Raw genomic sequence first — 15,791 nt, 5'->3', positions numbered from 1 at the left:
GGCAGGAGGTTTAAATCCAGCTGTTATTATTCCTATTCTATTTATTATAGGAGTATGTATTTATTTATTCGTTCTTGGTAGCCCAGGAAACTTTAAAGATGCAGATAAACTAGGAAGTGGATCTGTAGCTTTCTCAAGTATTGAAGGAAAAGACATTCACCCAGAGTCGTTTTTAGGTATTATCTACAAAGGAGGAGTTATTGTACCAATCTTGATTACTTTCATGATTACGGTAATCGTTTTCTCTTTTGAAAGATATTTCGTTCTTGGTAAAGCTGCTGGAAAAGGAAACTTAGACAACTTCGTAGTACAAGTAAGAAGCTTACTAAACCAAAACAAAATCGACGAAGCTATTGAAGAGTGCGACAGACAACAAGGTTCTGTAGGTAACGTAGTAAAAGAAGGTCTTACTACTTACAAAGCTCTTGCTCACGATAACACACTAAATAAAGAGCAGAAAATGGTAGCGCTTAACAAAGCTATCGAAGAAGCTACAACTCTTGAGATGCCAATGCTTGAGAAGAACATGATGATCCTTTCTACTTTAGGTACTGTTGCAACATTAGTAGCACTACTTGGAACGGTAATCGGGATGATCAAGGCATTCTTCGCGTTAGGTTCAGGAGGTGGTACTCCAGATGCTGCTGCTCTATCTACAGGTATCTCTGAAGCCTTGATCAACACGGCATTAGGTATTGGTACTTCAGCTATCGCTATTATCCTTTATAACTTCTTTACATCTAAAATTGATGGATTAACTTACAAGATCGATGAGATCTCTATGAGCATCCAGCAGTCTTTCGCTGAATTCAACTAAGAATTAGCAAGAAATTTGCATTAGCAATTAAAAGAAGTTTAATTAAAAATATTTTATAATAATGGCGAGAGTCAAACCTAAAAGACATGGAGTAGTGACGGACATGACCGCAATGTGTGACGTTGCGTTCCTACTTCTTACGTTCTTTATCTTGACCACTCAGTTTAAAAAACCTGACGTGGAGCAGATCAAACCGCCATCTTCAATTTCGGAAAAATTGCTTCCTGATGCTAGTTTAATGACTATCAACGCTACTCCGGACGGAAAATTCTATTTCCAACCGGTAGAAAACGCATCAGAAAGAGTTGCTCTTTTGGATAAAATGGGAAAAAAGTATGGTATTACTTTTGACAATAACCAAAAAGCTGCATTCCAGAAAGTTCAGGCAATTGGAGTTCCAATGAACCAACTAAAAGGTTACTTGGATATGCCTGCAGATGAGCAGAAAAATTATAAGAGTCCTACAGGTATTCCTATGGACAGTACAAATAAGCAATTAATTGATTGGGTAAAAGAAAGTTTGAGCGTTAACCCTGACTACAAGTTAGCAATTAAAGGAGACGTTACAACTCAGTACCCTAAAGTTAAAGGTCTGTTTGAAGGTTTAAGAGATATTGATTTTCTTAAATTCTGGTTGATTACATCACAAGAAGGTAAACCTAACGAATAATATCGATAGAAATGGCAGAAGTACAAGTACAAGAAAAAGGCGGCAAGGGCGGCAAGGTCCGTTCCAAGAAGCAGAGTACCAGAGTCGATATGACTCCGATGGTGGACTTGGGTTTTCTATTGATTACCTTCTTTATGTTCACAACTACATTCAGTAAACCGAATGTTATGGACTTAGGTCTTCCGGCAAAACCAAAGCCAGATGCTCCTAAACCTCCACCAACAGAAATTAAACTTTCTAACTCAATTTCTATCTTATTAGGAAAAAACAATAGAGTTTTCTGGCACCAGCAGGATGCAACTTCCTTGAATGACCAAACTCTTATGGAAACTACTCTTGATAGAGATGGAATTAGAAAAATAATTCAGCAGGCAAAATCTAGAGCTGCAGATCAAACGAAATTTACCGTGATCATTAAGCCAACAGACGATGCTGTATATAAGAACTTTGTTGATATTCTTGACGAAATGGCAATTACTAAGAGCGAACAATACGGTGTTACCGATGTGAAGTCTTGGGAGAAAGCTGTTTATGAAAAGAAAATAGGAGGTGCTGCTGCACCGGCTGCTACAAAGTAATTTAACCATAAAATTGTATATCTAATCTATGGCAGATGAAAATGTATACGGTCAGAATCTTACTCTAGACGAAATCGTATTTGAAAATAGAAACAAGGAATATGGTGCCTATGATCTTAGACATCAGTATCCGAGACTTTTAACAAAGTCATTTATTATCGGAACAGCATTATTCCTTTTGGCAGCTTTGTCTCCGTTCATCTATCTTACGATCAAGAATCTTACAGCTCCGCCTAAGCAAGAAGTAAAGGCAGATCTTGTAGATATCCTTGAAGAAGAACCGATTATCGAGCAGCCTAAAGAAGAAGAACCACCTCCACCACCGCCACCTCCAAAAGAGGAGCCGAAAATTGAGGTTATTCAGAACGTTGTTCCTGAGCCTGTAAAAGCTCCGAAGATTGAAACTCCACCACCACCAATTTCTAAGCAGTTGGAAACTACAACTGGTTTGAATAATCAGGAGGGAGTTAAAGCTCCGGCTTATACACCACCACCGCCACCACCATCTACAGGTACAAAAACTGCAACTGTAGAAGTGAAAGCGAATAACCCTAACGAAATCTACAAAGATGTAGACCAGTCTGCAGAATATCCTGGAGGTATGGGTGCATTAAGAAAATTCTTAGGTGAAAACTTCGATACTTCATTAATGGAAGGAGGTGAAGGTACCCTTAAAGCTAAGCTTAAGTTCGTTGTAGAAAAAGACGGAACTGTTTCTGCAGTTACTATTGAAGAGAAATCTCCAAATAGCGACTTCAACAATGAAGCAATTCGTGTAGTTAAGAAACTTAAAAAGTGGACTCCTGCTAAGAGAAATGGAGAAAGCGTAAGATCTTACTATAGCGTACCATTTACTATGAACTTTGAATAATTAGACTTATTTATTCAGAATATAAATAAAAAGAGAAGCATATGCTTCTCTTTTTATTTTTTTTGGTATTTTTGTTACATGATGTTCAATTGGTTATCCCTGGTTACGGGATTGTTTTATATTGTTTTAGGAATTGTAGTCATTATCTATAAATTCTTTTTTACTATTTTAGAACCTGCTATTGCTTATGCATTGGGTGCAGTGTTGATTATTTATGGTATTTTCAGAATCTATAGAGCAGTTGCTAAAATCAAAAAATCGAAAGATGAAGAATAGTTTTAAAATTGCACTTGTCTTTGTAATAACTATTATGCTGGCAGGCTGCAAAAAAGAGGAGAAATCTCCTTCCTATAATAAAGGTGATCTTACGATTTTTACAGATGAATCTTTTCAAAGTGTTACAGAAGCATTAGCCGATGGTTATATGATTAATTATCCTGAAACACATATCAAAGTAGAAACAAAAAAAGAAGATTTAGGCTTTCTTGACCTGTTGCATGGTAATGCTAAAGTCATTGTAATGTCTAGAAACCTTACTCCTGAAGAAATAAAAACTTACGAAGAGAGAACAGACCTGAAGTTTCTTCCTGCTAAATTCGCAGCAGATGCCGTAGTTTTTGTAGTTCCAAAAGACTCTCCAAAAGAAAATATCTCAATGGATGAGATCAATAATGGACTGCTTTCCGATAATAAAGAATTTATTTTTGATGGAACAAACTCCAGTAATTTAAACTTTGTGGCTGAGAAGTTAAAAAAGCAGCCTAAAGATCTTAAATATTCTATTATTCCAGGAAATCAGAAGATCATAGAAGAACTAGGAATGTATCCTAATAAAATAGGCGTTATTGGTCTTAATACATTCAGCCGTCCCTATGATAAAGCTTCTGAAAAACTGAGAGAAATGGTTAAAGTTCTTCCGGTTGTAGATAAAGGAAAATCATATAATGCAGATTTTGAAGGACTTCGTTCTATGGAATATCCGTTTACAAGAGTTCTTTATTTCCTGGAAAACGAGGGTAATTTTAATATTGCAAACGGATTTATAAGATTTTCATGTACTCATTTAGGACAGAAAATTGTTCAGAAAGAAGGTCTACAGCCTTATAACCTCTACAAAAGAGAGGTGCAGATGCGTTAGAAAATATAATTTCACAATTTAGCTATAATAAACAAAGTATTTTGGTCTGAAAATTGTGTAGAATATAACTCAATTATTAGAAAATATAAAATGAAAGATATAATGAATATGAATGTAAAGAAGATTGCTTTTGGAGCAGCCGTGGTATTTTTTACCGGTTTTGCCTCTGCACAGACATTGCAGGATGGTATTAACAGTATAGACAGTGATAAATTTGCTCAGGCAAAAACAAACTTCACTGATATGATCGCTAAAGAGCCTACGGCTGAAAACTACTTCTATTTAGGAAATACTTTCTTAAAGCAAGGAGAGCCAGATTATGCAAAGGCTACTGAAAACTTTAATAAAGGATTAGCTGCAGATGCTAAAAGCTTTGTTAACAAAATCGGTTTAGCTACCGTAAAATTAGGAAAGGGAGATAAAAGTGCTGTTGCTGAAATTCAGAAAATAGTAACTGATTCTAAAGAAAAGGATGCTGAAGTATTATTCAGAGCAGCAGAAGCTTTAACGTTATTTGAAAAGAACAGTTCTCCGGATCTTGCGATCCAATTCCTGACTAAAGCAATTGAAAAAGCTGAGAAAAAAGGAGTTCCTGCACATTACTATTATACATTAGGAGATGCTTACAGATTAAAAAGAGCTCCGGGTGAAGCTATGTCTGCTTATGACAAAGCATTACCATTAGCTAAAAACAAAGCTTCTGTTTATACAAGAATGGCTACATTATGGATGGCTGCTCAGATATGGCAGAAAGCTAAAGAAAGTGTGGATAAGGCAATCGCTGTAGATCCTACTTATGCACCAGCATACAAAGCATTGGCAGGTTATGATATCAGATACCAGCAAAATGCAAAGGCTACACAAGATCTTATCAACTATACAAAATACGCTGACGAAGATCCATATACTCTGTTAGAGATTTCAAAACTTTATTTTACTAATGAAGATTATGCCAACTCTAAAAGTGTATTAGATAAAATTTTTGATAAAATTGAAGATCCTATCAAGTTCAAATTAAGAGCTTATCAGGATTATGCAGATAAGAACTATGCAGGTGCTAAGCAGAATATGGATACTTTCGTTTCTCAAGCAGAGAAAACAAGAGTATTGCCTGCTGACCAAGGTCTACAAGGACTTATTGCTGCAGGATTAGCAAAAGATGAAAAAGATGCTGCTAAGAAATCTGCTTTAACTACAGAATCTCAGCAGAAAATCGCTATTGCTAAAGCTGCAAAAGATGAGACGATGAAGTGGGATTTAGAATTGGCAAACATCGCTGGAGGTGGTGGTGCTTCTCAGGCTGACGCTGATAAAGGACCTACAAACCCTGCAATTGAAGCATTGAAGAAGCAAGTAGCTGCTAACAGCCAGGATTCTGATGCTTTATTCAAATTAGCAACCGCTTACCAGGATGTTAAAAACTGGAACGGAGCTATTCTTACATGGCAGAAAATGTCAGCGCTTCTTCCTGATTGGGCTCCGGCTTACTACAGCCAGGGATATTCTTACCAACAGGCAGGAAACAACGATGCTGCTAAAATTGCTTACGAAAAGTTCATCAGTACTGTAAAACCTGCTGATCAGGAAGCTAATAAGCAGACTCTTGCATATGCTTACTTTGCGGTAGCTTATATGAGCAAAGATTCTGATGTAGCAAAAGCAAAAGATTATGTTGCTAAATCTTTACAGTTAGATCCTACTTATCAGGATGCTGTAAAACTAAATGCAGAGATCAACAAGTAATTTAAAATTTAAATTATAGATATTAAAACTTCCCATTCGTAATGTTTGGGAAGTTTTTATTTTAAACCTTATCTTTGATTATATGAAAATCGATATACTTGCTTTTGGAGCACACCCTGATGATGTAGAATTAGGATGTGGAGGTACTATTGCCAAAATGGTTTCTGAAGGAAAAAAATGTGTTGTAGTAGATCTTACCAGAGGAGAACTCGGGACAAGAGGTACAGATGAAACAAGAAAGGCAGAAGCGGCAGATGCAGCAAAAATTCTTGGACTCTCCGCAAGAGAAAATCTGGGAATGAAAGATGGCTTTTTGGTGAATTCCGAAGAATACCAAATGAGGATTGTAAAAATGATCCGCAAATACAGACCGGAAATCGTCTTAGCGAATGCAATCGATGATAGACATCCGGATCATGCAAAAGGAGCGAAATTAGTGTCGGATGCGTGCTTTTTGTCCGGATTGAGAAAAATAGAGACCGTAATAGATGGAGAAGCTCAGGAAGTCTGGAGGCCTAAACATGTTTTTCATTATATCCAGTGGAAAGACATCAAGCCGGAGTTCGTTATTGACATTTCAGAATTCCTGGATAAAAAGATTGCATCATGTATGGCATATAAAACTCAGTTTTATGACCCAACTTCTAAAGAACCTGAGACTCCGATTACCACCAAAGACTTTTTTGAGAGCTTAACATACCGAGCACAGGATTTAGGCCGGTTATCGGGAGTTACTTATGCTGAGGGTTTTACGTCGGAAAGATTAATTTCTTTGAAAAATTTTGATGGAATTGTTTGGTAGTTGAGGAAATTGTCCTATATTTGCACTCAGAAAACGGTGATTGTAGCTCAGTTGGTTAGAGCGTCGGATTGTGGTTCCGAAGGTCGGGGGTTCGAGACCCCTCATTCACCCAAAGAAAGTACACTTTTTGAAAGTGTACTTTTTTATTTTATACCTGTTTTGATGGTGAAATAATCCTTATTTTTTATCTTTTTCCCATAAGCTTTTCCCTGCTATCTACTCATACTCCTCACGTCAGTACCTAAAAATGGCATTGCTTGTTAGGTGCAATCGTTTTATCGGAGCTAAATTAATGAGTAATGACAATAAATAATGAGTTATAAGTATTAGCCTTTCTTTTTATCTGTATTTACAATTCATCTTTTATTTCCATTTTCTTGATATTCGTCATAAAATCTCAAATTGATCTAATAGCGCTGAAAAATTTCATTATCTTTAGTCCACACTAAGTTCAAATATGGATATAAAAGTCACTGTAAAGCAGTTAGGCAGGAAACATCCTGTTCTTTCGGAACAAAAAATTGAAATCGATTACGAAGATTCAGTTATCTCCTTAGAAAATTTATTAAAGCTCGTCGTTCATCAGCAGGTAGCAGAGTTTAATGCTCAGTCATTTGAGCTTGAAGATGAAGATTATACCAAAATTCCAACGGACAATTATCTGAATATCCTTACAGATACCGGTAAGGTAGGTTTTGGAAGTATTTATAATCTTAAAAAAGCAGATGTGCAAAAAGCTCAGGATAATGCCATTCAGGCATTTGAAGACGGTATGTTTGCTGTTTTTTATAATGATGAACAACTTGAAAACCTTGACCAATCTATAGATCTAAGTCTACGACACCCATTTACCTTTATCAGGCTTGCATTTCTGGCAGGGAGTTATTGGTAAGCAAACTATACTAACAAACAAAATACATGGAAATCACAAAAAAATTAGAATCGAAAAAACTAATTAAAAACTTTTATGAAAAGCAGCGAAAAGACCTATTGGAACATTCGGAACAAGGGACTGTTTCTTCGCTTTTTCCAGACAGGCCGATTCTTACAAAAGAAGTAGGGGAACTAGGCAAATTGCTGAAAGGTAAACCTAATTATTTCGAGAGAGTAAGCTTAGGTTCAAAAGAATTTGAAAAGCTCAAAGAATTTGTCAAACCTGATATCTGGGAAGATCAGGAGTATTATAATCTATTGATTTATCTTTTTGGAAACAATGCAGACCTGGTAAAATATGCATGGAACAAAATGCCTTACAAAATGTATCAGAGCAGTTATTTCAGACGTTCGTTCAGGGCTCCTCATAGTGAACATTATGTATTGCTTAATCAGATCAATTTAATCCGGGAACTGATGATATTCCCTTGTGTTTACTCTTATAATGGTGATGAAAATTTTAATTTGTCTTTAGAAGAGCAAATTATTTATGATAATGAATTCGTTCATAACTCAAGCCGCTTTTATGTTTGGTCTGCCGCAATAGATACTGGAAATACAGCCATCTATCAACTGATTGAGGATATTATTTTCAATAAACATCCTGAAGGAAAAATCTCTCAGAATATTGTCAAGGCTTTACTCAATAGTGAGCAGAAGAAGTGCTGGGAATTGGTTGAAAAGCTTTTGCTGGCTGCTCAAAGACAGGAAGGTCTGCGTCAGACGATTCTGGAAGCTTTGGATGAAACAAGCATCGGGGCTTTGGAATATATGACGAATGTAATTATTGAGCAAAAACTTACCCGATTTTCATCTGTTGTAAGAGCTATAGATACCTGGACCGGTTTAGGCTGGGAAGCAGAAAAAGAATCTGTAATAAAGAATATTCTGTCATTGGCAGATTATTATTTTAAAAACCCGACAGAAATTTCATCAGCGGTAAAAAGTAAGAATAATAACGAAGTCTATATGGCCCTTTGGGTACAGGCAGTATGGGATGTTGAAAAAACAGTTCCTTATCTGCATGAACTATTTGATAAGGGTGATACGGAAAAGAAATGTCTGGCGGTTAAATTTGCTACAGAAACAGCTGATCCTTACATTCAGATGCCATTGTATTATAAAGCGGTATTGGATGGCAACTTAGAAGTATTGGCTTTTGCCGGTGATCCTATGTCTACATTACTGGGCGCTAATACAGAGACAAAATTTTTTATCAATAATGGAGATTATCCGGAATTCTTTGAAAAACTCCATGAACTGACGCAAAAGATTGAGGTAAAGGAAAAGAAGTTTGAAGGAAAGATATTTTCGTGGCTAAATGTTATTTTCAAAAAAAGCGATCTGTATGCTTCTATGTTTTATTTGGTAGGAGAGGATACCAATAAGCTGGATCTGCTACTTTCTTATTTCGAGCAATTTGACCTTTCATTACGTGAATTATTGGCCCGGAATATATTACGCGAGTTTTACTGTTATTCCCTGTCATACGCAACAGGAAAAAAGAAGCTGAAAGTAACGGCTTTCCAAAAAGAATTTGCTTTTAAAATTTTAAAAGACAGAGGAGAAGCACTGGTAGCCTCCGGAATTAATGTATTGTTGCAGGACCCTTTAAATACTGAAGAAATCATGGTTTTCTTTGATCTCTTTAAAAGAAAAGGGGGTGTACTTCGTAAAAAGCTTGTAGAGCTTGTCATGGAGCAGGAAGATGGTGTTGTTACTCCATTGGTTGAGGAATTGATGAATAAAGGCGACCTGGAACAGCGTGCAGCTTCATTGGATATTATGCTTCAGCTTCAAAAGGAAAAAAGAGTATCCAGCCAGATTACTAACTGGACTCAACAATATGCTGAAAGGTCAAAAATAACGGAAAGAGAGCAAGGTTTATTGGATCAGATTCATCCATCCGGAGATCATACTGTTCTTTCTGAAGATAATGGATATGGTTTTTATGATCCTAATATAGTCACAACGTTTGCGTTGCCAAAGGTAGAGCCAAATTCGGTATATGCACTGGCTACTGAAAAAGATAAATATGGGTTTACAAAATCTTTGGATGATATAAAAGCAGCAATAAAGAAGCTTAATGATTTATTCCTTCAACATAAAGACCATGAATATGAAGCTGATGAATGGGATGGCTCTGTAACAACTTTATTGATGGGGAATACTTTCCGTCAAATCAAACGAAATACAGATGGTTTTACTTCTGAACAATTGGCAGAAAATTATCCTCTGCATGAGGTTTGGGAACAATGGTATCTGGATTCAGGTTTACAGCCGAGAGATTTATTTTTATTGACATTGGCTGAGAGTTGTGACAGAAAAATTTTCAGGGATTTTATGGAGAATTATGTATTCTACTACAAAGATGTTTTAATAAATCCTCTGAAAGGAAGATATGCATGGGAAAATCCAATCATCATGATTCTGCAGTCGTTAAAGGATAAATTCGTATTCGAAGAGCGCGTAGATTTTGCATTAGATGCTGCCAGTACTGTTTTTGCTAATCTTCCTGAAAGCATTATCAACTATAAAGGAAAAGATAGTAATGATTATTACTATCAGGATCAGGGAAATGGTTGGCAGAAGCTTGATTTTTTCATGCCTTTCTTATGGGCTGTTCCACAGATGAACCTTACGGATGAACAGCATATCAAGCAATGGAATTTATACCGATGGATGCAGTATAACGGTTTGAAAGAAAATATTAAAAAATCTGTGCCTAATTTCTATTTCTTCTGTAAAGCATATGAATTAAAACTCATCACAAAGGAAGAACTGTATGAAGGGATTCTGACAGCCGATTCAGCAATAAGAGAACTTACAACGGTGAAAATTAATCATTATAACAAAGAAAAATATCTTGAGCGATTTCCTTTCTTAAAGCCTATGATTGCTGAAATTCAGGAGAAATTTCTTGATATTGAACTTATCCGTGGGGATGCGAATACAGCTGTATCTCACTTTGTACAGGATTTTCAAACGATATATGGTGCTCAGCGTTTTACCCAGATTCTGAAAGGGCTAGGCAAATCAGGATTATATGCTAATTATATATACAGTTATGGTCATGAAAGTATGACCAAGCAAAAGCTCTTCTCTAAATTAATTTCGAATTCTTATCCTTTAGAAACTGATACTCAGAAAGCTTTTGATGAAGTCATGAAGAAAGAGAAAATTTCTGAGCTTCGCTTGATTCAGGCAGCGGTTTATGCCCCGCAATGGCAATCGCTAGTCAGTAATTATTTAGGCTGGAAAGGCTTGGATTCTGCGATTTGGTGGATGCACGCTCATACCAAAACCGGAGCTTATGAAGAACAGAATGCAAAACTGGAAAGTGAGGTGGCTAAATATTCATCCGTAGATATTCAGGAGTTTAAAGATGGAGCTGTGGACAAAGATTGGTTTACAAAAGCCTATAAAGAATTAGGAAAAGCCCGTTGGGAGATGTTGTATGAATCTGCAAAATATATATCAGACGGAAACGGGCACCGAAGAGCAAGACTGTATTCCGATACTTTGTCCGGAAGTTTAAAGATCAAAGAAGTTACGGCTAAAGTTAAAGATAAACGTGACCAGGATTATCTTCGCGTGTATGGATTGGTGCCATTAAGCAAAACAAATCCGGAGAAAGATGTATTGGGCAGATATGAATATATCCAAAAGTTCAAAAAAGAGAGTAAAGAGTTTGGCTCCATGAAACAGGCAAGCGAAGCTTTAGCAATTCGCGTAGCTCTTGAAAATCTGGCAAGAAATGCTGGCTATCCTGATCCGATAAGATTGACTTGGGCTATGGAAACCAAACAAATTCAAGCACTTCTATCAAAAGAAACTCAAGTGACCATTGATGGAGTGACCGTAGGTTTAATCATAGAAGATAATGGAAAAGCGGAGCTAGTTGTATTCAGGGATGATAAACAGCTGAAATCTATTCCTCCGAAAATTAAGAAAGATAAAGCCATTGTGGAATTAACCAATAACCGTAAGATCATGCGTGAGCAATGGACCCGTTCCAGAAAAGGATTGGAAGAAGCGATGATAAGAGGCGATGAATTCTTCTTAAAAGAAATTAAAACCCTTTTTGAACATCCGGTTATTGTAAAACATTTAGAAAAGCTTGTCTTCATTTCCAATGACCATAAAATAGGTTTCTACTATGATGGAGGTCTTGTCAATGCTCATGGTGAGACCCAGGAGTTAAATGAAGAAAACACTTTACGTATTGCCCATTGTGTAGATCTGCATGAACATTCAGTTTGGAGTGATTACCAGCATTATTGTTTTAAAGAAAAACTGATTCAGCCGTTCAAACAGATTTTCAGAGAGCTATATGTTCCTACTCCTGATGAATTGAAAGAGAAATCTATTTCCCGTAGATATGCAGGACATCAGATTCAGCCTAAACAGACCTTGGCATTGCTTAAAACAAGAGGATGGAAGGTAGATTATGAGGAAGGACTACAGAAAGTATATCACAAAGAAGGCTTCCAGGTGAAATTATATGCTATGGCAGACTGGTTCTCACCAGCAGATATAGAAAGCCCAACCCTGGAAACTATAGAATTCCATTCATTAAAGGATTATAAGAATATTCCTTTTGAAGATATTAATCCAAGATTGTTCTCGGAAGTAATGCGGGATGTAGATTTGGTAGTGTCAGTGGCACATGTAGGAAGTGTAGATCCGGAAGCCAGTCATTCATCTATCGAAATGAGAGCGGTATTGATGAAGGAAACAGCAGGCTTATTTAAATTAGATAATGTGAGAATTGAAGGTTCACATGTATTGATAAAAGGGCAGATGGCTGAATATAGTGTACATTTAGGAAGTGCAGTTGTTCATCAGACTCCGGGCAGATATTTATCCATTCTTCCGGTACATTCCCAGCATAGAGGAAGAATATTCCTGCCTTTTGCAGATGATGACCCGAAATCAGCAGAAGTATTGTCTAAAGTATTAATGCTGGCTAAAGACAATGAAATACAAGATCCAACCATATTATCGCAGATCAAGCGAGAGTATGTATAATGAAAACAAAAAGGTATGCTTTTTAAAGTGTACCTTTTATTTTTGCCATAAGCCAATTTTAGGGCATAAAAAAAGCATCTTTTTCAGATGCTTGTGTTTTTAGATATTCTTTTTTTAAACTTCGTCGTCAGAATCTATTGTGAATGATCTGCTTTTGAAATCTTTGTCATGTTTTTCTGAAATTACATCCTCACCCTTTTCATTAATGATGAAATCTGTGGACTCATTAAACATCTCCTGAAAACTCTTAAAATCTTCCTTGTAAAGGTAAATTTTATGCTTCTCGAATGTAGCTTCCCCATTCTCTCCGAAATTTTTCTTACTCTCAGTGATTGTAAGATAATAATCTCCTGCTTTCGTCTCGCGCACATCAAAGAAATAAGTTCTTCTCCCTGCTTTTAACACCTTAGTGAAAATCTCATTTTCATGGCGTTCCTTGTATTCACTCATTGTTAGATATTTTTTAATCTTGTTAAGAACAAATATAAAAGAATTCTTTTAATCACAAAATTTTTTTTATGATTTATTTAACAATTAGGAATGAAACCGCTAAGCGGTTACAGAATTAGCAATTTCGGTAAGGTTGATTATCTGATGTGCTTTTTGAGCGCTAGACTCTCTGTGTGTGATAATTATGGAGGTCGCATTACTGATTTTACGATCAATATTTTCAAGAATATTCTGCTCCGTTTCGGTGTCTAAAGCAGACAGAGAATCGTCAAAAATAATGATATTTGGGTCCTTAATTAAGGCTCTTGCAATACAAATTCTTTGCTTTTGTCCCCCTGAAAGCATTACCCCGCGTTCACCCACAAGTGTTTTATATTGCTCCTTAAACTCAACAATATTTTTGTGAACATCTGCAATCTGAGCATACTCAATTACCTTTTCATGCGAGGGATGATCAATTGCAAATCCAATGTTATTTTCAATGGAATCAGAGAATAAATAACTCTCCTGAGGAATGTATCCGATAAAGTTTCTGTAGTTCTCGAGATTATGTTCTTTCAGGTTTTTACCGTCAATTAGGATTTCCCCTTCAGTAGGATCAATCAGCCTACATAAAAGCAGGGCAATGGTAGATTTTCCACTTCCGGTTTTCCCCATAATGGCAAGGGATTCTCCGGCTTTAATTTTAAAGCTCAAATTCTCCAGCGCTTTGATACCGGTATTAGGATAAACATAAGATACATTCCTGAACTCTATATCTCCTTTAATAGGATACGTCTCAAAGTTGGTATTAATGATCTCAGATTTTTTGTGCATAAACTCATTGATCCTTTGCATAGAAGCCTCAGCTCTCTGATTTACGGAAGTTACCCATCCTACCATAGAAAACGGAAAGATCAAAGTGTTAATATACATGAAGAAATCCGCGATTTTACCAATACTCAATTCTCCCGCAATATATTTTGTTCCTCCAATCCAGATAATGGCAACATTCAGTAAACCAATTACAAACAGGATAATAGTAAAAAAATAAGCTTCTGTTTTGGCAAGATCTAATGCCTTATTCTGGTAATCGGTGACTTTTATTCCATAGTTTTTTTGAATATATTTTTCTCGTGCGAAAAATTTCACCACACGAATTCCTGAAAAACTGTCCTGTACAAAAGTTGAAATAGCAGACTGGCTTTTCTGCATGATCTTCGACTTTTTATTGATGATTGAACTTACCTTATAAATAGCGAGTGATAAAATGGGAAGTGGAAGCAAGGTCCATAAAGTCATGGAAGCATCCGTTTTTACCATATAAATAGCTGTAATAAGAACAAGAACAATTAAGTTAGCCACATACATTACCCCTGGTCCAAGGTACATTCTGACTGCCACTACATCTTCACTTAATCTGTTCATTAGATCTCCGATGGTCGTCTGCTTATAATCCGTTAAAGATAAATCCTGATAATGTCTGTAGATTTTGTTCTTCAGCTCATATTCAATTCTTCTGGAGGCAACGATGATGGTTTGTCGCATCATGAAAGTGAAGACTCCAGTTAAAAGTGAACATCCTACAATGATTCCCACATAGATAAGTACCTGTTGATTGAAACCGAGATTCCCGCTTTTAGTGAGTTCATCTACGGATTTTCCTACAAACTGAACTTTATATATATTGAAAAAATTACTGGCAATGATGAATAGTACCCCCCAAAACAAAAGTATTTTGTGTTTCCAAAAATAGGGGTTTAAGGTTTTTAGCGCTTTCATATAGTTTCACAAAATTACAAAAATGTCATCAGACTACGAATTCAATCAATTTTAAATTTTGTATCTTTGCAGTCATTAAAAAGCTCTTTGAATGTTAGGAAGACGACAAATTCGTGAAAAAGTAGTACAGGCAGTGTATTCATACTACCAAAACCCTGTAAAATTTGATGTTTTAGAGAAAAACATGTTCGCTGGAATAGAGAAAATCTATTATCTCTATATCTATCAGCTTAATTTTTTAGTAGGTCTAAAAGAATTAGCTGAGCATCAAATTGAAATCGGTAAGAATAAATACCTTAAAACCGATGCTGATATTAATCCTAACCAAAAATTCATCAACAACCAGATATTGCTTAAACTTGAAGAAAATCCAGAAAGATTATTCTTCACAGGCCAACATAAGCAGCTGAAGTGGGATATGCATGATGATTTATTGGTAAAGACTTTCCAAAGAATTACTGCTGGAAAACGTTATCAGGATTTCATGAAAGAAGAAGGATTTTCTTTTGAAGACGATCAAAAGTTTATCGGGAAATTATTCTTAAGATATATTGCTGAAAATGATGATTTCCATGATTATCTGGGAGATAAGGAGCTATCATGGTATGACGATATCCATATTGCCAATTCAATGGTACAAAAAACAATCGGATTCCTAAGAGAAGATGAAGAAAGCAGAACTTTAATCAAAATGATTAAAGATGAAGACGACAAGAGTTTCGCAGCTAAATTATTGAAAGATACCCTGAATAACTGGGAAAACAATGAGAAAAAGCTGGAAGAAAGATTGGAAAACTGGGATCTTGAAAGAATTTCCCTGATGGACAAAGTGATCTTGTCAACAGCTATTGCAGAGCTTGATAACTTTGCCTTAACACCTTCAAGAGTTATTATTAATGAATATATCGAAATTGCAAAAGTATTTGCTACAGATCGTTCGAATATCTTCATTAATGGTATTTTAGATAAATATTGTAAAGATCAAAATAGAATATAA

General features: G+C 36.0%; 13 protein-coding genes and 1 tRNA gene. 12 read left to right on the top strand and 2 right to left on the bottom strand.

From position 1 onward, the window contains the following. The 11 genes from NBX25_RS22415 to NBX25_RS22365 form a co-directional block, all read left to right on the top strand. A partial coding sequence (locus tag NBX25_RS22415; RefSeq protein ID WP_250255508.1) for a MotA/TolQ/ExbB proton channel family protein occupies positions 1 to 817 on the top strand: 817 nt, incomplete at its 5' end. Positions 818 to 878: 61 nt separating this feature from the next. Next, complete coding sequence (locus NBX25_RS22410; protein WP_123909906.1) at positions 879 to 1,487, top strand: ExbD/TolR family protein; 609 nt, start codon at positions 879 to 881, stop codon at positions 1,485 to 1,487. Positions 1,488 to 1,498: 11 nt separating this feature from the next. Continuing rightward, complete coding sequence (locus NBX25_RS22405; protein WP_250255506.1) at positions 1,499 to 2,065, top strand: ExbD/TolR family protein; 567 nt, start codon at positions 1,499 to 1,501, stop codon at positions 2,063 to 2,065. A gap of 28 nt (positions 2,066 to 2,093) precedes the next feature. After that, entirely contained in the window at positions 2,094 to 2,936 is an 843-nt protein-coding gene (locus NBX25_RS22400) for an energy transducer TonB (protein ID WP_123909908.1), read from the top strand. Between the two features lie 78 nt (positions 2,937 to 3,014). Beyond that, positions 3,015 to 3,212: a DUF308 domain-containing protein gene (locus tag NBX25_RS22395; RefSeq protein ID WP_185145561.1), complete on the top strand. Its 198-nt coding sequence runs from the start codon at positions 3,015 to 3,017 to the stop codon at positions 3,210 to 3,212. Then, on the top strand, positions 3,202 to 4,074 hold the full coding sequence (locus NBX25_RS22390) for a PstS family phosphate ABC transporter substrate-binding protein (RefSeq protein WP_250255504.1): 873 nt from the start codon (positions 3,202 to 3,204) through the stop codon (positions 4,072 to 4,074). Before NBX25_RS22395 ends, NBX25_RS22390 begins: the two co-directional genes overlap by 11 nt. A 90-nt stretch (positions 4,075 to 4,164) precedes the next feature. Then, positions 4,165 to 5,817 carry a tetratricopeptide repeat protein gene (locus NBX25_RS22385; protein ID WP_250255502.1) on the top strand — a complete coding sequence of 551 codons (1,653 nt, stop codon included), beginning with the start codon at positions 4,165 to 4,167 and terminating at the stop codon, positions 5,815 to 5,817. An 82-nt stretch (positions 5,818 to 5,899) separates the two neighbouring features. Continuing rightward, on the top strand, positions 5,900 to 6,619 hold the full coding sequence (gene bshB1, locus NBX25_RS22380; RefSeq protein WP_250255500.1) for a bacillithiol biosynthesis deacetylase BshB1: 720 nt from the start codon (positions 5,900 to 5,902) through the stop codon (positions 6,617 to 6,619). 35 nt (positions 6,620 to 6,654) lie between these two features. Further along, positions 6,655 to 6,730, top strand: a tRNA-His gene (locus NBX25_RS22375). Between the two features lie 346 nt (positions 6,731 to 7,076). Next, a complete protein-coding gene (locus tag NBX25_RS22370) occupies positions 7,077 to 7,511 on the top strand; it encodes a hypothetical protein (RefSeq protein ID WP_250255498.1) in 435 nt (144 codons plus the stop codon). Positions 7,512 to 7,537: 26 nt separating this feature from the next. Further along, the gene (locus NBX25_RS22365; protein ID WP_250255497.1) at positions 7,538 to 12,583 is read left to right on the top strand and encodes a DUF4132 domain-containing protein; all 5,046 of its coding nucleotides are present in this window, start codon (positions 7,538 to 7,540) and stop codon (positions 12,581 to 12,583) included. Positions 12,584 to 12,697: 114 nt separating this feature from the next. Here the strand turns inward: NBX25_RS22365 and NBX25_RS22360 are convergent, their stop codons facing one another. Both NBX25_RS22360 and NBX25_RS22355 read right to left on the bottom strand, forming a co-directional pair. Continuing rightward, complete coding sequence (locus NBX25_RS22360; RefSeq protein WP_027375472.1) at positions 12,698 to 13,033, bottom strand: DUF3276 family protein; 336 nt, start codon at positions 13,031 to 13,033, stop codon at positions 12,698 to 12,700. 99 nt (positions 13,034 to 13,132) lie between these two features. Continuing rightward, complete coding sequence (locus NBX25_RS22355; protein WP_123909913.1) at positions 13,133 to 14,794, bottom strand: ABC transporter ATP-binding protein; 1,662 nt, start codon at positions 14,792 to 14,794, stop codon at positions 13,133 to 13,135. 91 nt (positions 14,795 to 14,885) lie between these two features. Here NBX25_RS22355 and nusB point away from each other — a divergent pair, with 91 nt between their 5' ends. Then, positions 14,886 to 15,791, top strand: a complete 906-nt coding sequence (gene nusB / locus NBX25_RS22350) for a transcription antitermination factor NusB (RefSeq protein WP_123909914.1) — start codon at positions 14,886 to 14,888, stop codon at positions 15,789 to 15,791.

The organism is Chryseobacterium sp. Marseille-Q3244 (genome assembly GCF_940807095.1).
Lineage (GTDB): Bacteria > Bacteroidota > Bacteroidia > Flavobacteriales > Weeksellaceae > Chryseobacterium.
This window is presented reverse-complemented; position numbering and strand designations above follow the sequence as displayed.